At 64.4% G+C, this 21842-nt stretch carries 19 protein-coding genes; 8 read left to right on the forward strand and 11 right to left on the reverse strand.

Annotated features, from left to right (window positions below; all coding sequences use genetic code 11):
- Nucleotides 1–162: 162 nt before the first annotated feature.
- A complete protein-coding gene (locus XH80_RS42695) occupies nucleotides 163–1530 on the reverse strand; it encodes an oligosaccharide flippase family protein (protein ID WP_271603796.1) in 1368 nt (455 codons plus the stop codon).
- 226 nt (nucleotides 1531–1756) lie between these two features.
- Nucleotides 1757–2596, reverse strand: coding sequence for a protein-disulfide reductase DsbD domain-containing protein (locus XH80_RS42700; protein WP_271603797.1), 840 nt, complete (start codon nucleotides 2594–2596; stop codon nucleotides 1757–1759).
- A 142-nt stretch (nucleotides 2597–2738) separates the two neighbouring features.
- On the opposite strand from XH80_RS42700, the gene XH80_RS42705 reads away from it, so the two are divergent.
- Nucleotides 2739–3383 carry a YqgE/AlgH family protein gene (locus XH80_RS42705; RefSeq protein WP_271603798.1) on the forward strand — a complete coding sequence of 215 codons (645 nt, stop codon included), beginning with the start codon at nucleotides 2739–2741 and terminating at the stop codon, nucleotides 3381–3383.
- A 170-nt stretch (nucleotides 3384–3553) separates the two neighbouring features.
- On the opposite strand, the gene XH80_RS42710 is transcribed toward XH80_RS42705, so the two are convergent.
- Nucleotides 3554–4441 carry a TauD/TfdA dioxygenase family protein gene (locus tag XH80_RS42710; protein WP_271603799.1) on the reverse strand — a complete coding sequence of 296 codons (888 nt, stop codon included), beginning with the start codon at nucleotides 4439–4441 and terminating at the stop codon, nucleotides 3554–3556.
- A 192-nt stretch (nucleotides 4442–4633) separates the two neighbouring features.
- Nucleotides 4634–5413 carry an SDR family NAD(P)-dependent oxidoreductase gene (locus tag XH80_RS42715; RefSeq protein WP_271603800.1) on the reverse strand — a complete coding sequence of 260 codons (780 nt, stop codon included), beginning with the start codon at nucleotides 5411–5413 and terminating at the stop codon, nucleotides 4634–4636.
- 99 nt (nucleotides 5414–5512) lie between these two features.
- On the opposite strand from XH80_RS42715, the gene XH80_RS42720 reads away from it, so the two are divergent.
- The gene (locus tag XH80_RS42720; RefSeq protein ID WP_271603801.1) at nucleotides 5513–6250 is read left to right on the forward strand and encodes an SDR family NAD(P)-dependent oxidoreductase; all 738 of its coding nucleotides are present in this window, start codon (nucleotides 5513–5515) and stop codon (nucleotides 6248–6250) included.
- Between the two features lie 74 nt (nucleotides 6251–6324).
- Complete coding sequence (locus tag XH80_RS42725; RefSeq protein ID WP_271603802.1) at nucleotides 6325–6699, forward strand: CsbD family protein; 375 nt, start codon at nucleotides 6325–6327, stop codon at nucleotides 6697–6699.
- A gap of 139 nt (nucleotides 6700–6838) precedes the next feature.
- On the opposite strand, the gene XH80_RS42730 is transcribed toward XH80_RS42725, so the two are convergent.
- Together XH80_RS42730 and XH80_RS42735 are read right to left on the reverse strand one after the other, a co-directional pair.
- Nucleotides 6839–8557: an SGNH/GDSL hydrolase family protein gene (locus XH80_RS42730; RefSeq protein ID WP_271603803.1), complete on the reverse strand. Its 1719-nt coding sequence runs from the start codon at nucleotides 8555–8557 to the stop codon at nucleotides 6839–6841.
- A 147-nt stretch (nucleotides 8558–8704) separates the two neighbouring features.
- A complete protein-coding gene (locus XH80_RS42735; RefSeq protein WP_442868546.1) occupies nucleotides 8705–10036 on the reverse strand; it encodes a lytic murein transglycosylase in 1332 nt (443 codons plus the stop codon).
- Nucleotides 10037–10287: 251 nt separating this feature from the next.
- On the opposite strand from XH80_RS42735, the gene XH80_RS42740 reads away from it, so the two are divergent.
- Nucleotides 10288–11163, forward strand: a complete 876-nt coding sequence (locus tag XH80_RS42740; RefSeq protein WP_271603805.1) for a UTP--glucose-1-phosphate uridylyltransferase — start codon at nucleotides 10288–10290, stop codon at nucleotides 11161–11163.
- A gap of 112 nt (nucleotides 11164–11275) precedes the next feature.
- Here the strand turns inward: XH80_RS42740 and XH80_RS42745 are convergent, their stop codons facing one another.
- Nucleotides 11276–12772 carry a GGDEF domain-containing protein gene (locus XH80_RS42745; RefSeq protein ID WP_271603806.1) on the reverse strand — a complete coding sequence of 499 codons (1497 nt, stop codon included), beginning with the start codon at nucleotides 12770–12772 and terminating at the stop codon, nucleotides 11276–11278.
- Nucleotides 12773–12926: 154 nt separating this feature from the next.
- Here XH80_RS42745 and XH80_RS42750 point away from each other — a divergent pair, with 154 nt between their 5' ends.
- Nucleotides 12927–13190, forward strand: a complete 264-nt coding sequence (locus XH80_RS42750) for a DUF7662 domain-containing protein (protein ID WP_271603807.1) — start codon at nucleotides 12927–12929, stop codon at nucleotides 13188–13190.
- Between the two features lie 130 nt (nucleotides 13191–13320).
- Here XH80_RS42750 and XH80_RS42755 read toward each other — a convergent pair whose 3' ends face one another.
- The 3 genes from XH80_RS42755 to XH80_RS42765 all read right to left on the reverse strand — a co-directional run bounded on the left by XH80_RS42755 (nucleotide 13321) and on the right by XH80_RS42765 (nucleotide 17981).
- Complete coding sequence (locus XH80_RS42755; protein ID WP_333969042.1) at nucleotides 13321–13776, reverse strand: DUF3551 domain-containing protein; 456 nt, start codon at nucleotides 13774–13776, stop codon at nucleotides 13321–13323.
- Nucleotides 13777–13940: 164 nt separating this feature from the next.
- Nucleotides 13941–16817, reverse strand: coding sequence for an EAL domain-containing protein (locus XH80_RS42760; protein WP_271603809.1), 2877 nt, complete (start codon nucleotides 16815–16817; stop codon nucleotides 13941–13943).
- Nucleotides 16818–16982: 165 nt separating this feature from the next.
- Nucleotides 16983–17981 (reverse strand): NAD(P)H-quinone oxidoreductase, encoded by a 999-nt coding sequence (locus tag XH80_RS42765; protein ID WP_271603810.1) that lies wholly within the window; start codon nucleotides 17979–17981, stop codon nucleotides 16983–16985.
- Nucleotides 17982–18108: 127 nt separating this feature from the next.
- Here XH80_RS42765 and XH80_RS42770 point away from each other — a divergent pair, with 127 nt between their 5' ends.
- Together XH80_RS42770 and rcdA are read left to right on the forward strand one after the other, a co-directional pair.
- Nucleotides 18109–18300, forward strand: coding sequence for a DUF1192 domain-containing protein (locus XH80_RS42770; RefSeq protein ID WP_220002087.1), 192 nt, complete (start codon nucleotides 18109–18111; stop codon nucleotides 18298–18300).
- A 471-nt stretch (nucleotides 18301–18771) separates the two neighbouring features.
- Nucleotides 18772–19281, forward strand: coding sequence for a protease adaptor protein RcdA (gene rcdA / locus XH80_RS42775; protein WP_220002086.1), 510 nt, complete (start codon nucleotides 18772–18774; stop codon nucleotides 19279–19281).
- Between the two features lie 214 nt (nucleotides 19282–19495).
- Here rcdA and rpmE read toward each other — a convergent pair whose 3' ends face one another.
- On the reverse strand, nucleotides 19496–19723 hold the full coding sequence (rpmE, locus tag XH80_RS42780) for a 50S ribosomal protein L31 (RefSeq protein WP_028182497.1): 228 nt from the start codon (nucleotides 19721–19723) through the stop codon (nucleotides 19496–19498).
- 222 nt (nucleotides 19724–19945) lie between these two features.
- On the opposite strand from rpmE, the gene XH80_RS42785 reads away from it, so the two are divergent.
- Nucleotides 19946–21772, forward strand: a complete 1827-nt coding sequence (locus tag XH80_RS42785) for an ABC transporter ATP-binding protein/permease (protein WP_271603811.1) — start codon at nucleotides 19946–19948, stop codon at nucleotides 21770–21772.
- The last annotated feature ends 70 nt before the right edge of the window (nucleotides 21773–21842 follow it).

Raw genomic sequence — 21842 nt, forward strand, 5'->3', positions numbered from 1 at the left:
GGCAATATGACGTAGAATAAACTTTCCCAGAGACGCAACTATCTCAGACGAATAAGAAAAATTGTGCTCCGTGCTGGGGGTAGGCAGAAGTTTCTCTCTGTTCCCGGACGTATTGCGAGGTCGTCGTTCCCCACGAGTGCGCCGGGGCTGGTTCCGTCGGACCTATTTACCAAATGCCAACACGTGCAGCCCCAGCCGCTGCCGCACCATCCAGAACAGCAGCACGGTCTCGAAGGTGAGCGAGATCGAGGTCGCGGCGGCGGCGCCATGGCCGCCGAAGCGCGGCACCAACGCGATGCAGAGCACGAGGTTCATGACGAACGCCAGCGCATAGGCCAGCGCGCAGATCTTCTGCTGGCCCAGCATGTTGAGCAGCCGCTCCACCGGGCCGATCGCGGCGCGCACCACGAGGCCAACAGCGGCGACGAACATGATGTCGTAGCCGACAACGAATTGCGGTCCGAACAGCCAGAGCAGCGGCTTGCCGAGCGCGAGCAGCGCGATGGTTGCCGCCAGCGACGGCCAGAATGTCCAGGCGATGGCGTGCGCGACATAGGCTGACAGGCGCGCTCTGTCGCCGCTGGCGTTGTATTCGGCGAAGCGATGCGCCGTCGTTGCCGACATCGCGTAGTGAATGAACGACACCAGTGCCAGCGTCTTCACCACAGCAAAGTAGACGCCGACCTCGTCGGAGGGACGGAACTGCTGCAGCACCAGCACGTCGGTGTAGGAGAGCAGCAAATAAAAACCTTCGACCAAAAGGATCGGCAGCGAGATCGCGAGCCAGCCGCCGATGTCGTAGGCCTTGGCGCCCGGCGCGATGTGATCGGCGAGCCTGCGGTTCAGCACCACCATCTGTCCGGCCATCGCGATCCACACGGCACCCAGGCTCGCCACCATCGCCGCGACCGCGCCGAGATGATAGCCGAGCAGGAAGGCACCGGCGGTGATGCCGATGATCAGCGCCTGGCGGATGATGAATTGCGGCATCAGGCCGAGCTGCATCCAGTCATGCGAGCGCGCGATGCCGTCCTGGGTGTTGGCGACGACGAAGGCGGGCAACGTCATGCAGCCGATATAGAGCGGCAGCTCCTCGGCCGGATCGATCCAGGGCGAGAGAAGCCTGACGATGCCGGCAAGCGCGAGCGACACCAGCGTGGAGACGGCGAAGGTCAGCCAGCGGCTGCCGGACAGAAAGCCGCGTAACAATGCATGATTGCCGCTGGCGCGATATTCCGGAATGATCTTTTGCGCGGAGGCGGAGATGCCGAAATCCATCATGCTGCCGAGCAGCAGCACCCAGGTCCAGACATAGACGTAGACGCCGTAGTCGGATGTCCCCATCCAGCGCGCCAGCAGCACCTGCGAAAGATAGGCGAGGCCCGCGCTGATGACGCGGATGATGAAGATGGTGCCGGCCAGCCGCCGCGTCAGCGATGCTTCGCTCGAGCCGCCCGTCAGTTTTCCCCGCAGCCGCGTGATCAGGCCGGCCGGTCTGGTCGTTGCGGGTTCTGCATCCATCACGGCCAAGTCGAGATCCCCAGACGTCCGCATGCTGCGGCAGGGTCCGGACTTAGCAACCATTCGTTAAGATTCGGTTGGGTGGGCGTTACGCAGTTGGTCCACCGCTGCCGTCGTCCCGGCGAAGGCCGGGACCCATAACCACAGGATTTGGTTTGACGAAGATTTGTGGTTGCCGGCTAGGCTAGCAACTTCTTTCTCGGAGTATGGGTCCCGGCCTCCGCCGGGACGACAACTACTCCAAGTTCGTATTGAACTCGTAGGATTTGTCCGGCCCCACCAGCGTGAATTTCAGTGCCGCGCCATCAGGCTTGACGCCCGGCGGCAATCCTTCGAGCTCGAAGGAAAATCGCTTCACGCCAGGCGGGCCGGGCTCGACCACATCGGGAATCGGCAGCGACCACTCCGGCGTCGGCCCTTCCACGAACAGATTGACCTTGCTGCCCTCGGGGGCGACGACATCGACCACCACGTTCTTGGGCCCGTCGCGCTTGACGTCGCGGATGGTCAGCGGATTGGGGTCTCCGATATTGGCGGGCTTCGGCACGGCGTCGAGCGCTGCGCGCAAATTGCCGTCTTCAGTCGATGCGACGTTGTTGAAGCCGAGCTCGACATTGGCATCGACGGGAATGCAGAGCTTTTCGCAGACCGCGTAGTTGATCTCGGCGCGCAGCGTCACAGGCTTGTCGGCCGCCTTGGCGACGATGCGCAAGGGCAGCACGATCTGATCGTGATAGCCGATCGAATGGCCGCCCGCGCCGTCGTCAAACTTTTGCGGCGCCGGCCACATCACGGTCACGGCTTCGACATTGTCCGACTTGGAGAAGTCGAACCGCGGTGGAACGCCGGAATCGCCCGGCATGCGCCAGTAGGTCTTCCAGCCGGGCTCGAGCTGGATGGCGATACCGCCGAGCAACACCGTGCCGCTGCGCGATCCCGCGAGCAGGCGCACCGCGGAATGTCCGTCTCGCTGCCACGGCGACGCATCGTCGGCATGGCCAGCCATCGCCAGTGACGACGCAAGCAAGGTTGCTGCGACGCCAATCGCCGCTTGCAGGGGAACTCTGGTCAGCATGGCACGTCTTTACAGGGTCGCCCCTGGTCAAACCATTGAATTGCTTGTGATGGATGCGCCCGAATCATATCTCTGCAAGCCTTGATTTGACAGCAGGCCGGCCCGACATCAGGATAGGAATTCAAACCGGAGTGCTTCACTGATGGCTCCCACAGGCAAGAGGACGGGCGAAAGCACCCGCAGCACAGGCTCCAGGCTCCCCAATTCCGCCGTTTACCTCGACGGCCGGCTCCTGATCGCGATGCCAGTGATGGGCGACTCCCGCTTCGAGCGCTCGGTGATCTATCTCTGCGCCCATTCTGCCGAGGGCGCGATGGGCATCATCGTCAATCATCCCGCGGGCAGCATCGACTTTCCGGAGCTGCTCGAGCAGCTCGGCATCGTCAAGAAGGGCGAGCACATCAAGCTGCCCGAAAATGCCGAAAGCATGAAGGTGCTGCGTGGCGGCCCGGTCGACACCGGCCGCGGCTTCGTGCTGCATTCCAGCGATTTCTATATCGAGAACGCGACGCTGCGGATCGACGACGGCGTCTGCCTCACCGCGACGGTCGACATCCTGCGTGCGATCGCCAATGGTTCCGGCCCCAAGCACGCCATCCTCGCACTCGGCTATGCCGGCTGGGGGCCGGGCCAGCTCGAGACCGAGATCCAGAGCAACGGCTGGTTGCACTGCGATGCGGATGCGGACCTGATCTTCGGCGACGACGTCGACGAAAAATACGGCCGCGCCCTGCGCAAGATCGGCATCGATCCCGGCATGCTGTCGAACGAGGCCGGGCACGCGTAACCGGCCCTACTCTCGCAGCCGTCGGGCTCGCTGCTCGCCCCACCCTCTGCCGTCATGCCCCGGCTTGACCTGGGCATCCAGTACACCGCAGCTTGTCGGCTGCATTAACTGTCTCGGGGTACTGGATCGCCCGGTCAAGCCGGGCGATGACACCTGTTACTGTGCTGCGCCTACTCCGCCGCCTGCTGTTGCACCGTCGGCTCGGTGCCCGCCACCGTTGCGCGGCGCATGTCGCGGGGCTGCGACTGGTCGTAGCGGCGGACGCGGTGCATGGTCTGGCGGTTGTCCCACATCACGAGGTCATGCAGCTTCCATTTGTGGACGTAGACGAACTCTGCCTGCGTGGCGTGCTCATTCAGGTCGCGCAGCAACAGCCGTCCTTCCGGCACACTCATGCCGACGACCTTGCCGGCATGCGATGAGAGATACAGCGATTTGCGGCGATGCACGGGATGGGTCCTTACCAGCCGCTGCAGCACCGGCTTGAACATCTCCTTTTCCTCGTCGGTATACTCGGTGAAGCCGAGCGATCCGCGCGAATACATCAGCGAGTGCTCGCAGACGAGGTCCTCGATCTCCGCCTTGGTCTCGTCATCCAGCGCATCATAGGCCGCGCGCATGTCGGCGAATTCGGTGTTGCCGCCCTTCGGGTTCACCACGCGGGCCGACAGCAGCGAGAACTTTGCCGGGATCGGGCGGAACGAGCTGTCGGAGTGCCACAGGCAATTGCCGAGATTGAACAGATGCGCGCGGCTGTCCTTGGCCAGCGGCTTGCCGTCCTTGCCGAGATTGGAGACGTCGTTGAGGCCGGACTGCAGGCGGTAGTCCTTCTCCTTGGTGACCGTGCCGCCGCGGGCGTCCTCGCGCGGGCCGAAATTCAGCGCGAAGGCCATCTGTTGCTCGTCATTGATGTCCTGGTCGTGGAACACGAGCACCGCGTACTTGTCCATGGCAGACTCGATCTCGCGGGCCTCATCCGGTGTGAGAGCTTTTCGCAGGTCGAGGCCCGAAACCTCGCCGACAAAATGCTTCTGAAGCTGCCGGATGGCGATCGTCATGGTGTTTCTCCCGCGGCTGCGAGCGGTTGGTCCCGCTCTGTCGGTGAAAAGCTACTCTGGCACTCGCAGTTGTCAACGCGCGGCACGCATGGCTCCCTTGTAGCCCGGATGGAGCGGAGCGCAATCCGGGGGGCTTTCCGCCAGATGAGAACCCCGGATTACGCTCCGCTTCATCCGGGCGACGCCATACCGTCACGCGTTCCGCGCCATCAGGCCGCCGTCGACGGGGATCACGGCACCGGTCAGGAACGATGCCGCTGGCAGGCACAGGCTCAACGTCATATGCGCGACCTCCTCGGCATCGCCATAGCGGCCGAGTGCGGTGCGACGTTTGGCGTAGATGGACTTGTGCTCCTCGGAGATGCGATCGGTGATGGCGGTGCGGATCGGGCCCGGGCAGATGCAATTGACGGTGATGCCCTCGCGGCCGAGCTCGACTGCGAGCGATCGCGTCAGGCTCGCGACGCCGCCCTTCGCCGCCGAATAGGGGCTGTGCAATACTGTGGCGCCCAGCGCTTCGGTCGAAGCAATATTGACGATGCGCGCCGACTTCGATTTGCGCAAATGCGGCAGCGCCGCGCGGATGATGCGCGGATGGGCCGTCAACATCACCGCGATGCCCTTTGCCCAGGCGTCGTCGTAAGCCTCGTCGTCGATCGCGACGCGCACAGAGATGCCGGCATTGTTGATGACGATGTCGAGCCCGCCGAAATGCGCGGCGACATCGCCAACCACGCGCTTGATCTCGCCGCCGTCAGCGACGTCGAGCTTCCACGCCTTCGCCGTTCCGCCGCTCGCTGTAATATCTTTCGCGACGGCGCGGCCGCCTTGCTCGTCATAATCGGTGACCGCGACGTTGGCGCCCTCGCCGGCGAACACGCGCGCAGTGGCGCGGCCCATGCCGCTGGCCGCGCCGGTGACGAGAACGGTCAGACCCTTCACGGAGCGGCTGAGCTCTTTGAACTCGGACATGCTGTTTCCTCGCGGTCTCTTGTTTCTTGTTGTGAGATGGACAAGGCTGGCATCGATCCGCAGACAGGTCAAACAAGCAAGACAAAAGGGGAGGCCGCGATGGCGAACGAACTCGATTTCTCAGGCAGGCAGGTGCTGGTGGTCGGTGGTTCCAGCGGCATCGGCAATGGCATTGCCCAAGCCTTTCGCGCGAGGGGTGCTGGCGTAGCGGTATGCGGCACACGAGCGCGTGCAACGGAATATCAGGCGGAGGAGGGCTCCGATCTCACCGGTCTTGCCTACGCGCAGCTCGACGTCAGCAATGCCGGCGCCATCGAAGCGTTCAAGCCATCGTTCGATAGGCTCGACATTCTCGTGCTCGCGCAGGGCGCGGTGATCTATCGCCGTGGCGAGTTCGAGATGGCGGGCTTCCGCAAGGTGGTCGAGGTCAACCTGATGAGCCTGATGGCGTGCGCGATGCGATTTCATTCCATGTTGCGGGATTCCAAGGGCGCACTGATCATGGTGTCCTCGACCGCGGCCTATCATTCCACCATGGGCAATCCTGCCTACAACGCCTCGAAGACCGGCGCGGTCGGCTTGACGCGGACCTTGGGCGAGGCGTGGGCCGAGGACGGCATCCGCGTCAACGGCATCGCGCCCGGCCTCGTCGACACCAAAATGACGAAGGTGACGACGGACAATCCGAAGCGGCTCGAAGGCGCATTGGCACGGATTCCGCTGCGGCGATTGGGCACGCCGGCCGACATGGCGGGTGCCGCGCTGTTCCTGGCCTCGCCGCTGTCGTCGTACATCATTGGACAGACGCTCGTGGTCGATGACGGGCTTATTCTCTAGTCCAAACTCCACGCAGCCGTGGAACTGCGCTGCTCCTGATCGGTTACTTGGGCAGACCCCCGAGGAGGAGCATCATGGACAAGGACAGGATCGTCGGATCGGCCAAGGAATTCGCTGGACGCGCGGAAGGCGCCGTCGGCGATCTCGCAGGCGATGCGCAGACACAGGCGTCGGGCAAGGCGCGCGAAGCCGCCGGCACCGTGCAGAATCTCTACGGCCAGGCCAAGGACGCCGTGCGCGACGCTGCGGACACCGCCACGAGCTATGCCAAGGACGCCTATGAGAACAGTGGCGAGACGCTTCGCGACGGATCGCAGGCGCTGTCGAAGAAGGTGCAGGACAATCCGCTCGGCGCGCTGCTGGTTGCCGGCGGCATCGGCTTTGCGCTCGCGCTTCTGATGTCGCGCCCGGCACGTCGCCCGCCGCCGCGCTGGCGCTATTACGGCTGAGCCTGTCCGTCATTCCGGGGCGCGCCTCTTGGCGCGAGCCCGGAATCGATTCATCGACATTGACGGTGGCACGATGGATTCTCAGGTGCGCAATTGCGCACCATAGCTCGTGCTTCGCACGCCCCGGAATGACCTGCGCCTACCGAACTTCCGCCGCACGCCCGACATTGCCGGGCGGACGCGGGATCGCAGGATTCGGATTCGGGTTGCGCGGCGGCGGCGCCAGCTGGCGCGGCGCGGGCTGCGGCGAGCCAAAGCCGAAGAAATCACGCAGTGACGGGGTTGCCTGTGCCGGTTGCTGCGGCGGCTTCTTCGGTGCGGGCGGCTTGGGAGGCGCGACCGCAGAAGCTGCACCAGGCGTGCCGGGCGCTCCGGGAGCCGCAGCACCTCCGTCGGGCGTCGTCGCCGCAACCGGCGTATCGCCCTTGGCCTGCTCGCGGCCGACCTCGCGGCGCGGCCAGGAATAATCATCCGCGCGGCCCGCGGGCGCGGCCAGCGGCTCGCCCTTCACCAGCGTTTTGGCGGCGAGCGCATCGACAGCGGCTGGACGCGTGCCTGGTCCACCCAGCAATTGATCGGTCGCGATCGAGGCCGCAACCAGCGGCACGATCGGGCCGGCGAGCGGCCGCGGCGGCGGCTTACCGGGCTCGGCATTGGTGTCGGGCGTCGCCGGTTCGCTCGGCAGGGCGATGGGACCGGAGCGGCCCGCCAGGAGACGCGTGATCTCGCGCTCGACATAGTGCGCGAGCTTGCGCGCGCCGGGCTTGGTGAAATAGACGCCGTCGCCGCTGCGCAGCTGACGGATCTGACCTTCGAAGTCAGGGCCCTTCTGCAGGAAGCGGCCGGCCTCGTCGACGAAGCCGTCCCAGACGTCGACATAGGTGATGCCGGCCTTGGCCGCGCCTTCGCGATAGAGCGAATCCAGGAACAGCATGTCTGCGGTGCCCTTGGGGCCGCGGATCGCAGGCAAGCCGACCCAGAGCACCGGCACGCCCTTGGCCTTCAGGACGTTCGCGAGCTCCTCGATCTTCTTGCTGTAGAGTTCGACCCAATGGTCGTCACGGAATTCATAGACGCCATTTGGATTGCGTGCGGTCTTCTCGGGCGCGCTCGCCGGCGCATCAGCGTTATCGGCGTCGTCCTGCGGCAGGTCGGTGTCGACAGGCTTGTCGTCCGGCTTCGCGGCGGAGTCGGGCTTGGCGTCGCCGGGCTTCGCATCCCCCTGCTTGCCTTGCGGCTTGGCGCGCGCGCCCTTGTCGTTCTTCTTGTCTTTGTCTTTGTCTTTGTCTTTGTCTTTGTCCTTGTCCGCCGGCTTCTCGGTGACGGGCTCGCGGATCGAAATGCGGTCGTTGAGGCCGAGCATGACGACGATGACGTCAGGCTTCTCGGTCTCCAGAATGCCCTTTGCGGCCGCGGCCCAGTCCGAGGGCTCGCCCTTCGGCTGGTATTTGATCAGCCCGGACGTGGTCTTGTGCTTGCGGATCACGCCCATGTCGGGCTGCTCGGTATAGGCGTCTTCCAGGCCGTAGGCGAGCCAGTCGGCCATGGCATCGCCGATCACCAGCACGTTCTTGTCGGCAATGGTGTCGCGCTTGGCGGGCGCCGGTGCGCGCGAAAAATCCTGGCGCGGAGCCTGCGGCTGCTGTTGCTGGAAGGGCGCGAAGAAGTCGCCGCCGAACCAGCCGCCGCCACGCTGCGGCGGCGCCTGGCGCTGCGGCGGGCCGCCGAAGCCGGGGAAGCTGAAGAACTGCGCCGAGGCCGGTCCCGCGACCGAGACCAGGATCGCAAGCGCCGTCCCCAGCGCGATCAGCGGGCCGGTCTCGGTCAGCGCCTTGAAAAAGGATTTTGGCTTCGACATGCGATCTCGGGCGCGCGCAACGGGGTCTGGAGACAGGTCGTTATAATAACGGAATCGGGCGCCAAACGGGCAAATTCTCTTGCAGATTCTTAGGGAATGCACCGCCGATCGACGAAATCGCCGCTCAGGGTTACTTTCGGGCCGTTTTTACCGCCCGCGCAGCCGGTCCAGCACGTCGGAGGTGGCAAATCCGTCGGCAGGGAGCCCGATCGAGACCTGGAAATTGCGCAGGGCATCCCGGGTCTGGCCGCCGAACTGACCGTCCGGGGTGCCCTTGTAGAAACCGCGCTGGGCCAGCAACTGCTGCAGTTCCAGCCGCTCGGTCCGCGAGAGCTCCCGTTCCTGTCGTGGCCAGGGCTGCACAAAGGGCTGCCCGCCGCGCAGGCGGTCGGCGAAATGGCCGATCGCCAGCGCATAGGCCTCGGCGGGATTGTATTTCATGATGACCCGGAAGTTCTGCAGCATCAGGAAGCCCGGCCCTTGCGCGCCTGCGGGCGCGAGCAGATAGGCTTTCTCCGCCGGATGCGGGAAGGGCTGGCCCGTCGCCCGTTTCAGCCCGAGCTTCTCCCATTGCGCCAGCGTCATCATCTTGGCGCGGTCGGCCAGCATGTAGTTGAAGCCTTGGGGCACCACGACCTCAAAGCCCCAGCTCTGGCCGCTCTGCCAGCCGTCCTTCTTCAGATTGTTGGCGGTCGAGGCGATCAGGTCGGTCGGGTTGTCGACGACGTCGCGCCGTCCGTCGCCGTCGCCGTCCACGGCAAAGCGCTTGAACGCGGTCGGCATGAACTGGGTCGGGCCGAACGCGCCGGCCCAGGAGCCGCGCATCTGCTCCGGCCTGAGATCGCCGCGGTTGAGGATTTCCAGTGCCGAGAGGAACTCGTCCTTGAAATAGGCCTGGCGGCGGCCGATGCAGGCGAGCGTCGCGGTCGATTGCAGCACGCTGCGGTCGCCCATCTGCGTCGAATAGTTGGACTCGATGCCCCAGATCGCGGCGATGATATAGCGATCGACGCCATAGGCCTTTTCGGTCGCGTCGAACTGCGCCTTGTATTGGACGAGGATCTCCCTGCCTTTGGCGAGGCGGTTGTCATTCACGAGGATGTCGAGATAGTCCCAGATCGACTTCGAGAATTCCGGCTGCGAATCCATCAGGTCCATGATGCGCAGGTCGGGCGTAAGCCCGGCGGTGAAGCGCTGAAAATTCTCCTGCGTGATGCCGCGCCTTGCGGCATCCGGCCACATCCCCGCAACGCAATTGTCGAAATTGCCGGCCGCCTCGCGGATCGCAGCCGCCGTCATCAGCGGATGGCCGGAGGCGCCGTCCTCGCCAGACCATGGTTGGGCACCGCCAGGGCCGGGCGGGGCTTGCGACGGCTGCGGGTTCGAGCCGGAGAAAATACCGCCGAACAGGTTGGACAGGCCGTTTTGCCCCTGTTGTGCTTGGGCCTGCGCGGGGAACAGCAAGCCGGCCGCAAGCATTGTTGCGCCGGCCAATGTTGATGTTACCGCTGTCACCAATCGTCTCATATCCCACTCGTCGGCCGAAAATCCGCCATCAGGAGGCCTCGTTACGGTTGCCAATATCTTAACAAAGGTGAATTTTTGCTGGTCACCTTTTTCGCAAATTCTCGGAGACGGAGCCCAACATCCGCCTTTGTTACCGGCTGCAAAACGGCTAGCAAGATGCCATTGCTTCTTTCACGCGCGCTCCAAGGTATTCGATCAATCACATGAAAATCCGCAAAGCCGTATTTCCCGTCGCCGGTCTCGGCACCCGCGTCCTGCCCGCCACCAAGGCGATGCCGAAAGAAATGCTCACCATCGTCGACAAGCCCCTGATCCAGTACGTCTATGACGAGGCGCGGGAAGCCGGCATCGAGCACTTCGTCTTCGTCACCGGCCGCAACAAGAACGTCATCGAGGATCATTTCGACAGGATGTTCGAGCTCGACTCTACGCTTGCCGCACGCGGCAAGAAGACCGAGCAGGAAATCCTGGCGCAGAACCAGCCGGAAGCCGGCGCCGTCAGCTTCACCCGCCAGCAGGCGCCGCTCGGTCTCGGCCACGCGGTCTGGTGCGCGCGCGACATCGTCGGCAACGAGCCGTTCGCGGTGGTGCTGCCCGACGAGCTCGTGCTCAACACGCCGGGTTGCCTGAAGCAGATGATCGAGACGGCTGCGACGCTCGGCGAGAAGTCCAACCTGGTCGCGGTCGAGGCGGTGCCCGACCATCTCACCCATCAATACGGCATCTGCGGCGTCGGAAAACGCAGCGGCAAGATGTTCGAGGTCGACGGCATGGTCGAGAAGCCGGCCAAAGGCACCGCGCCCTCAAACCTTTCCATCACCGGCCGCTACATCCTCCAGCCCGAGATCTTCAAGATTCTGGAGACCCAGGAGCGCGGCGCCGGCGGCGAGATCCAGCTCACCGACGCGATGATCGGCCTTTCCAAATCGCAGAAGTTCTACGGCGTCGAGTTCGAGGGCGAGCGCCATGATTGCGGCTCCAAGCCCGGCTTCCTCCGCGCCAACATCGCCTATGCGCTCAAGCGCCCCGAGCTGCGCGAGGGGCTGATCGCGGAGATGAAGAAGTATCTGGGGCAGTGACATCGAAGGCGAAATGCCTTCGATGTCATCCCGGGATGGTCCGAAGGACCAGACCCGGGATCTCGAGATTCCGGGTTCGATGCTTCGCATCGCCCCGGAATGACAGCAGTCTTCACGCCACCAGCGACAGCTGCGGCAAGCTCGCCACCACCGACTGATTCCGCCCGCCGGCTTTCGCGGCATAGAGCGCCTTGTCGGCGGCCGCAACCAGCACGGCCCAGTCCAGGCCGGCCGTGGGCGCGAGGCTGGCGACGCCGCAGGAGACGGTCGATCCCGCGCCGCCATCGGACCAGCCCAGCACCTTGGCGCGAATGGTCTCGGCGATCCTGAACGCGTCGGCGGCCGACGTGTTCGGCAGCAGCACGGCGAACTCCTCGCCGCCATAGCGCGCGGCGCAGTCGCTGGCGCGACGCACCGAGTCCGAAATGCAGATGGCGATGCCGACCAGCACCTGGTCGCCGGCCTGGTGACCGAACGTGTCGTTGTAGGCCTTGAAATGGTCGGCATCGATCATCAGCAGCGCTACTTGCGTCTTCTGGCGCATGGCGCGCCGCCATTCCATGTCGATGACCTGGTCGAACTTGCGGCGGTTGCGCAGGCCCGTGAGCGCGTCGGTCGTCGCCATCTCCTCGAGCTTGCTTTCGGCATCCGCGCGCCGGCCGATCTCGCGGGCGAGCACGATGGCCGAGCCCAGCACGAACAGCGAAAGCATCAGCACCACGGCGCCGATGCGCAGCGCTTCCCGCTGCCACAATGAGAACACGGTGCTCAGCGGCTTGCCTGCCACGACAAACAACGGACCGGAGCCGCTGCTGCGCACGTAGAGGCGCGGCGTCACATCCACCGGCCCTTTTCCGGCGTAGGATCCGCCGGCCTTGAGATTTTCAGGTTTCCAGTCCCGTTGCGTTCCCAGATTCTTGCCGATGATGTCGAGATCGAACGGCCGCCGCATCATGATGGTGCGGTCGCGCTTGAGCACGGTGATGGTGTCGTCGGAGTCGAGGCTCAGCCGCTCGAACAGTTCGTGGAAATAGGTGTAGCGGATCGAGCCGGCGACGACCCCCATGAAGCCGCCGTCGCTATCGCTGATGCGCCGGCTCAGCACGATCGAGAAGGCGCCGCGGAACAGCATCGGACGGCTGATGAACAGTCCGACGCCCGGGTTGTCGCGATGAACCCTGAAATACTCTTCGTCGGCGCGGTTCTCTGGTTGCGGATCCAGCGTCGAGGCATCGATGCTCAGTCTGCCGTCGACATCGAGCACCTGGATGGCGCCGAAATGCCGTGCCGTGGTCGCATGATCGAACAGGATGAGCTGCCGGATCGGCCTCGAGACCGTGGCTATTTCCGGCAGCAGCATGTTGTTGACGACCGCCTTCAGGGACAGGTCGTAGATATCTATATTGCGGCTGATGTCGGCGTCGATCGAGGTGGCCAGGTTTTCCAGCGTCTGGCGGGCCAGCGCCTCTTCGCCGCGGCGCATGTCCAGCATGACGTTGACGCAAATGGCGGAAAAGCCGATCACCGTCACGACCGACGTGATGATCAACAGCTTTGCCGACATACGCCAGGGCCGGCGGGCCGCGGCTTCGCGCCATCCAGACAGCATCCTTTGCTCCCGATCCTAGTGGATGCGCCTGAAATCTTGCGTAGTGTTTAAGCCGCGACGGCACTGCCGCGATGAGTTAAGGATTGGTTTATCCGGCTGACGATTTTCGGCAGGCCTGATCGACTGGATCCCGGCTTCGGACGAGAGGACTGATGTGAACGACTACGACGCGCTACGTGATTATCTTCTGCGGCAGAAGCAGACGGAACTCGTGCTGAGCTTTGAGCAGATCGAGGAGATCATCGGCGCAGCCCTGCCGCGCGCGGCCAACCGTGCGTCATGGTGGGACAGCCTGCGCAGCCCCGATATCAAGATGCCGCAACGCGAAGCCTGCCTCGCCGCGGGATTTGTCGCGACACGGATGCCGGATGGCGCCAGCGTGCGGTTCACGAAGCGGAAGAAGGACGGGCGGAGGTGAGGGGCTGACTGTCTCTCCACATCCAACGGTCTCGTAGGGTGGCAAAAGCGCAAGCGTGCCCACGTCCTCTGGATGGTGGGCACGGCGCAAGTGCGCCTTTGCCCACCCCACGGCACCGCGCACTTCTGCTCTACAGGCTTCGTCTCACGCTTTCGAGAAATTGTTGCTTTTCGCCAGGCGCGTAACCCTGGGAAGCTCCGTAATACGGTTCATTGGATTGATTGTACGGTGCGGACCGGGAGCGGATCGGTGACTTGGGTGGCACATACGATCTGGTCTTAGCGTGTGCGGCCGATCTTCCTTTCATCGTCGCCGTCGCACCAGCGTAGTACGGGTTGAGGACGCACATCTGACCGTTGGCCGATGCCCTGCATTCGTCCATCGTATGGTAGCTGCATCGATAGTAGGGGGTAGCGCCGAAGGAGACGACGTACAGACAAACGGGAAAAGCCGGATCATATGTCTGAGCCCGGGAATGCCCTGATGCTAAGACCATGCCTGTGGTCAAAATCGTCAAAGCCAATGCGCGCATTGGATCTTCCTCCAAGTGGCGCGGCATTCGGTGCACCCGGACCGTAGGCTGCATTGATCCAGGTCAATGTTCTCGGAATGGGTTCACGCCCCGGAAGCGAGAGGCCGCGTATCCTAAGTATCGTAGGGTGGGCAAAGCGAAGCGTGCCCACGTCTTCTGGATGGTGGGCACGGCGCAAGTGCGCCTTTGCGCACCCTACGGCACCTCGCGCGAAAAGATCAGCTCGCCGCTTCCAGCCGCACTTCCGTCAGCAGGCGCATCGCGGCATCCGCGTCCATCGGCTCGCCGAAGGCAAAGCCCTGCGCGTATTCGCAGCCCAGTTGGTACAGCTCGACCGCGTCCGAATCGGTCTCGGCGCCTTCCGCCACCACGTCCATGCCGAGATCATGCGCGAGCGCGATGATCGACTTCAGGATCACCGGCCGCGTGCCGCGATTGGTGGTGCGGACGAAGGACTGGTCGATCTTGATGGTGTCGAACGGGAAACGCTGCAGATAGGCCAGCGAGGAATGGCCGGTGCCGAAATCGTCGAGCGACAGGCCGGTGCCGAGCTCGCGGATGCGCGTCAGCATTTGCGCTGCGTGCTCCGGATTCTCCATCACCAGCGATTCCGTCAGTTCCAGCTTCAGCGTGCCGCGTGCGACCGAGGAGCGCGACAGCACGGTGCGGATATCGTGGATCAGATCGTGGCGCAGCAGCTGCCGCGAGGAGACGTTGACGGATGCGAAGATCGGCTCGCGCGATCGCATCGCGCGCTGCCAGACCGAGAGCTGCTTGGCGGTCTGGTCGAGCACGAACATGCCGAGATCGACGATCAGGCCGGTCTCTTCCGCGATGGTGATGAATTCCGACGGCGCCATGCGGCCGAGCTTGGGATGATCCCAGCGCGCCAAGGCCTCGAAACCCGCGACCGAACGGTCCTCCAGCCGCACGATCGGCTGATACAGGATCGTGAGCTCCTGCCGCTCGATGGCGCGGCGCAGCTCGCTTTCCAGCGTCAGGCGGTCGGTCTTCCGCGCGCGCATCGCGGGCTTGTAGACGTCGATACGGTCGCCGCCGATGCGCTTGGAATGATACATCGCAAGCTCGGCGTCCTTGATGATCTCGTCCGTCAGCTGCGTCTGCGGATCGGACAGCGCCATGCCGATCGAGGCGGTCAGGAAGATCTCGCGGTCGTTGAAGGCGATCGGCGCGCGGATGGTCTTGCGGATGGTCTCGGCGAAATTGGTGATCCGGGCCGGGTCCTGCTCCGACAAAAGGATCAGGCCGAACTGGTCGCCGGCGAGCCGCGCCAGCGTGTCCTGCGGCTTCAGGATGCGGGTGAGGCGGCGGGCCAGCGTCAGCAGGATGGAATCGCCGACCGCGATGCCGACGGAATCGTTGACCTGCTTGAAGCGGTCGAGGTCGATCACCATCAGCGTCGGGCGCAGCGTCGGCATCGACTTGGCGAAATGCGCAACGGCACCCAAGCGGTCCATGAACAGCTTGCGGTTCGGCAGGCCGGTGAGGTTGTCATGCACGGAATCGTGCAGCAGGCGTTCCTCGGCGTTGCGCAGCTCGGTGACGTCGGTGAGCGTGCCGACCACACGCGAGACCTCACCGTCCGAGCCGACCACCGGGCGCGCCTTCAGCGCGAACCACATGAAGTGACCGTCGGGGGTACGCAGGCGGAAATCCTGCACCAGACGGCCGCGGCGCTGGTCGAGCACGCTGTCGAGCGCGGCGCGGAAGCGGTCCTGGTCGAGCGGATGCAGCACCTCGAGCCAGGAGGCCGCCGGGCCTTCCAGCGTGCCGCGCTTCAGTCCGAGCAGGGCTTCCGTCTCGGGGCTGGTAAAAACTTTGTCGGCGGAAACGTCCCAGTCCCAGATCAGGTCGCCGGAGCCGGCCAGCGCCAGCGCCCGCCGTTCGATGTCGGAGACGACGCCGGTGCTGGCGCCGCCGCCGGCGAAGGCGTGCTGCATGACGGTGAAGCCGATCAGCATCACGATCAGCACGAGGCCGCCGAGCAGGGCAGGGCCGACGATGTCATTGGTGACGGAGCCCGCCACCGTCATGCCGGCTGCGACCACCCAGACCACCAGCAGGAACCAGGTCGGGATCAGCAGCACGGCGCGATCGAAGCCGTGGGTGGAGAGATAGACGATCAGCGCGAAGCCGGCGAAGGCGATCAACACCAGCGAGATGCGCGCGATGCCGGAGGCGACGGCCGGATCGAACAGCGCCAGCGCGACCAGCGAGCCGAGGAAGGCGAGCCAGCCCACCGTGATGTGCGAATAGCGCACATGCCATCGACTGAGATTGAGGTAGGCGAACAGGAACACCAGCAGCGTCGCCGCCAGGATCGCTTCACCCGCCGCGCGCCAGATGCGCTCGGCGTTGTTCGACATGTCGAGCACCTTGCCCCAGAAGCCGAAATCGACGCCGATATAGACCAGCACCGCCCAGGCCAGCGCCGCCGCGGCCGGGAACATGATGCTGCCCTTCACCACGAAGAGGATGGTCAGTACCAGCGCCAGCAGGCCGGAGATGCCGATCACGATGCCCTGGTACAGCGTGAAGGAGTTGACCTTGTCCTTGTAGGCTTCCGGCTCCCAAAGATAGAGCTGCGGCAGCTTGTCGGTGCGTAGTTCCGCGACGAAGGTGACGACGGCGCCGGGATCGAGCGTGATGCGGAATACGTCGGCCGTCGCACTTTCCTGCCGTTCCGGCCGGTCGCCGATCGACGGCGTGATGGTTGCGATGCGCGACAGGCCGAGGTCTGGCCAGAGCAATCCCGATGAGACGATGCGGTAGTGCGGGGCGACGATCAGGCGGTCGAGCTGGTCGTCGGTGTTGTTGGCGAGCGCGAACACCACCCAGTTCTGGCCGCCCTCGCGCGCGCGCACCTCGATGCGGCGGACGATGCCGTCGGTGCCGGGCGCAGTGGAGACCTGGATGCGATCGGCGTCGCTGCGCTGATGCTCGAGCACGCCGGTGAGATCGATCGCGGGCGCGTCGCTGCGGACGCTGACGGCGTCAAGCGCGCGCGCGGGATACGCGGCGACAAGAATCATGAAGCCCAGCGCGATGGGCGCGAGGCACCTGATCAGACGCAAGGTCAGTTCTCCGCGTTGGACGCAAACTCTGAGTGCAAGAACGGCACGCAAGGCTGGTACGTAAGGACGATTTCAGGCCGGACGGAAGTGGTTCGGCATTCGCGATAGATGCCACGAAAGCGAGGAAAATCAAAGGGTTTCCGCCCGGCTTGCTGGGCCTGCGGCCTAGACCTCCAACACAATTTTGCCAATATGTGCTGAGGTCTCCATGCGCCGGTGGGCGTCGGCGGCCTTTTCCAGCGGGAAGGCGCTGTCCATCAGTGGTTTGACCCGTCCTTCGCGCAGCAGCGGCATCACTTTCGCCTCAATGGCAGCCACCATCGCCGCCTTGTCCGCATTACTACGGGGACGCAAGGTCGAGCCGGTATGGGTCAGCCGCTTCACCATCACCTTGGCGATGTTGACGCTGACCTTCGGGCCGTTGAGGGTCGCGATCTGGACGATGCGGCCGTCGACGGCAGCGGCGTCGTAGTTGCGGTCGACATAGTCGCCGGCGACCATGTCGAGGATCAGGTTGACGCCGACCTTGTCGGTCTCTTCCTTGACGACAGCGACGAAATCTTCGGTCTTGTAATTGATCGCACGATCCGCCCCGAGCTTGAGGCAGGCATCGATCTTGTCCTGCGAGCCGACGGTGACGAACACCTTTGCACCGAACGCCTTCGCGAGCTGGATCGCCATGGTGCCGATGCCGGAGGAGCCGCCATGGATCAGCAGCGTCTCGCCGGCCTTCAGGCCGCCGCGCTCGAACACGTTGTGCCAGACCGTCATCAGGGTTTCCGGCAGCGCGCCGGCTTCCTGGATCGAGAGCGCCGGCGGCACGCTCATGGCTTGGGCGTCCTGTGCGATGCAGTACTGCGCATAGCCGCCGCCGGCGACGAGCGACATCACGATATCGCCGATCTTGTGCCGCCTGGCGTTGCTGCCGACCGCGACCACTTCACCTGCGATTTCGAGGCCGGGCAGGTCGCTGGCGCCGGGCGGCGGCGGATAGGCGCCGGAGCGCTGCGCCACGTCGGGCCGGTTGACGCCGGCGGCCTGTACCTTGACCAGGATCTCGTCAGGACCGGGCTGCGGAACGGGACGTTGTTCCGGCACCAGCACCTCCGGTCCGCCTGGCTTGGAAATGGCGACCACGGTCATTTGCGCGGGCAGCTTGTCCATGATGTGTCCTTGAGCAAAGGTGCGAGGGAAACGAGGCCTTTGATTAGCCAGCGCGGTCTTGGCTGGCAACCGCCCAAGCCGGTATCAAGCGGTGTGGTCCGGCCCGCGGACGAGAGGAGGAACGACGATGCCGATGGAAGACGACGACCGCCCGCGCAAGAAGGTCACCCACGAGATCGGACAGGATCTCTCACTCTTGTCAGTGGAGGAACTGACCGAGCGCGTCGCCCTGCTCAAGACCGAGATCGCAAGGCTGGAGGAAGCCGCCACCAAGAAGCGCGCCTCGCGCGATGCGGCGAACAGTTTTTTCAAGACGTAGTCGGGAGCGCCTGCTTCGACGCGTCATGGCCGGGCTTGTCCCGGCCATCCACGTCTTTCTTTCCAACAGCGACGAAGAACGTGGATGGCCGGGACAAGCCCGGGCATGACGGCGGAGAGAGCGCGACTACATCCCACTCGGCCACTGACCGACATGCCTAACGAACCCTCAAAAAATTCGTTCGTTTACTCCCAATTAAGCTTTCGAGTTTATGACTGGAACCGTCCTCGTTTGGACACCGAGTGGCTCCTGTCCACTCTGTTTGACGCCTCCCTGTTATCAACTTTCAAAGCCGCCGGTCTCCGGCGGCTCTTTTTTTGCCTCCATTCCCGGTTGAATTCCTCGGAATGACGCGCGGAAACCATATCCGTGCTTGCCGCTGGACTCCGCGATCCCCCCGCGCAATGATTTGTTCATCATAAGCCGGCGCCAAAGCCGGACAGGTAAACAGTTGCGTAAGGGGCGTTAACCATGGAACGTTTGCAGGCCGACGGCGCTCTCGTTCAACTCAGCGAGCGGTTCACCAATTCTGCGGCGTTCGGCGCCCTGTTCCGCGAGGGCATGGATCTCGTCGAAGAGACGGCCGCCTATCTCGACGGTGCCGGCCGTACCGAGGCCAAGGCGCTCGACCGTGCCGTCAGCCTCACTTACGCGACCGAGAGCATGCGCCTCACCACGCGCCTGATGCAACTCGCCTCATGGCTGCTGCTGCATCGCGCCGTGAAGGAAGGCGAGATGACGCTGGTCCAGGCCAACCGCGAAAAGACCAAGGTCAAGCTCACAGCCGCCGATCCCGGCCCCGCCGACACCATCGAGAAACTGCCGACGCAGCTGCAGGATCTGATCCACCGCTCGATGAGCCTGCAGGCCCGCGTGCGCCGGCTCGACACCTCGATTCACACCCCGCCGGCCGACCACATCGCGATCGGCAACCCGCTGGTGCCGCACCTCAACGCATTGAAGGCCGCGTTCGAGCGGTAGGGTCTCAGAGGCAAGCCCCACTCTTGTAGGGTGGGCAAAGGCGCAAAGCGCCGTGCCCACGGTCTCTGATTGAGGATCACGATAACCGTTTCGTGGGCACGCTTCGCTTTGCCCACCCTACGAAATCTCGGTTTTGACGGACGACTGCCCCCGCAAACAAAAACGCCCCCGGCTTTCCGGGGGCGCTTTCGTCTCCAGCCTTCGCCGGCCGGGATCAATCCTTTTTGAGGAAGCCCGAAAACTTCTTCTGGAAGCGCGAGACGCGGCCGCCGCGGTCCATGATCTGAGTAGAGCCGCCGGTCCAGGCCGGATGCGACTTCGGGTCGATGTCGAGGTTCAGCGTGTCGCCTTCCTTGCCCCAGGTGGAGCGGGTCAGGTACTCGGTTCCGTCGGTCATGACGACCTTAATCGTATGATAATCCGGATGAATTTCGGCTTTCATGGCAATTCCTAGGGCGCCCGGCGCCCGGCTTGAGTGACTATCGAATGACGGATTTGGCGGGGGTCTATACCCCACAGACCCCTTAAAGACAAGCTGGCCCCCTTAAAACAAGCCATTGTGGAGACTTGAGAACCGGGCCGCCCCTTACGGTACATCCCGGATTTGCCTCGCCTCGTGCCGGGGCCTATGTGGAGCCTACGTCTCTCTTTTGGTCGGATTCTAATGAGCGCAGTTGAACGGCTTGAAACCGGGCATGCCGAGGCCCCGTCGATCGAAGCCGAGCTGATCGAACAGCCGGCCAAGGGCCGGGCCAAGCTGCGGCCGCTGCTGGCGCTTGCGCCCTACGTCGCCCGCTATCGCGGCCGGGCGGCGCTGGCCTTCGTTGCGTTGACGATTGCGGCGCTGACCACGCTGCTGGTGCCGGTCGCGGTGCGCCGGATGATCGATTTCGGGCTGACGCCCGAAGGCATCGCGATGATCAACAGCTACTTCTCGGTGATGATCGCCGTCGTCGCCGTGCTCGCGCTGGCGAGTGCATCGCGCTATTACCTCGTGATGACGATCGGCGAGCGCATCGTCGCCGATCTCCGGCGCGACGTGTTTGCGCATCTGCTTTCGCTGTCGCCCTCTTTCTTCGATTCCGCGCGCAGCGGCGAATTGGTGTCGCGGCTCACCGCCGACACCACGCAGATCAAATCCGCGGTTGGCGCCTCCGTGTCGATCGCGCTGCGCAATCTCATGATGTTCCTCGGCGCTGCCGCGATGATGGTGATCACCAGCCCGCGGCTCTCGGGCTTCGTGCTGCTGGCGATCCCCTTGATCGTGCTGCCGCTGGTCGCGTTCGGGCGCTGGGTGCGGCGGCTGTCACGCAACGCGCAGGATACGCTGGCCGAAGCCTCAGCCTATGCCGGCGAGCTGGTCGGCGCGATCCGCACCGTGCAGGCCTATACCAGCGAGGGGTTAGCGGCGAAACGTTTTGGCGGCGAGGTGGAGCAGGCCTATGAGGCCGCGCGCACCTCCACGCAGGCCCGTGCGGTTCTCACCGCCATCGTCATCTTCATCGTGTTCGCAAGCGTGGTCGGCATCCTCTGGATCGGCTCGCATGACGTGCTGACGGGCGCGATCACCCCGGGCCGGCTCGGCCAGTTCGTGCTCTATGCGGCCTTCGCGGCCGCGGGGCTCGGCCAGCTCAGCGAGGTCTGGGGCGAGGTATCGGCGGCATCAGGCGCGGCCGAACGTCTGTTCGAGATCCTGCACGTGAAGCCCGAGATCGCCGCGCCCGCATCGCCGCGCGCACTGCCCGTGCCGGGGCGCGGCGAGGTCGGCTTCGATCGTGTCAGCTTCGCCTATCCGGCGCGGCCCGACGTCAACGTGCTCGATGCTGTTTCATTTACCGTGCGGCCCGGCGAGAAGGTTGCGATCGTCGGCCCGTCCGGTGCCGGCAAGAGCACGATCTTCCATCTGCTGCTGCGCTTCTACGATCCCAAGGGCGGTTCGATCTCGCTCGATGGCGTGCCGGTGAAATCAGCCGATCCGCGCGACTTCCGCTCCCGCATCGCTTTGGTGCCGCAGGAGTCCAATGTGTTTGCCGCCAGCGCCCGCGAGAACATCCGCTTCGGCCGGCCCGATGCTGATGACGCCGAGGTCGAGCGTGCAGCCGATCTCGCGCATGCCTCTGAGTTCATCCGCCGCCTGCCTGAAGGTTTTGATACCCCGCTCGGCGAACGCGGCGTGACGTTGTCCGGCGGTCAGCGCCAGCGCATCGCCATCGCCCGCGCCATCCTGCGCGACGCGCCGCTCTTGCTGCTCGATGAAGCCACCTCCGCGCTCGACGCCGAAAGCGAGACGCTGGTGCAGACCGCACTCGAAGAGCTGATGGCCCATCGCACCACGCTCGTCATCGCGCACCGCCTCGCCACGGTGCTCTCCTGCGACCGCATCCTGGTGATGGACCAGGGCAAGATCGTCGAGCAGGGCACGCATGCCGAGCTCGTCGCCGCGAACGGGCTCTATGCGCGGCTGGCGAGGTTGCAGTTCGAGGGCGCGTGAGACGGGGCTCTTTCGTCACCCACAGTGTCATCACCCGCCTTGTGCGCACTTGCGCACTGGGGCGGGTGAT

It is taken from the genome of Bradyrhizobium sp. CCBAU 45384, assembly GCF_028128665.1.
Lineage (GTDB): Bacteria > Pseudomonadota > Alphaproteobacteria > Rhizobiales > Xanthobacteraceae > Bradyrhizobium > Bradyrhizobium manausense.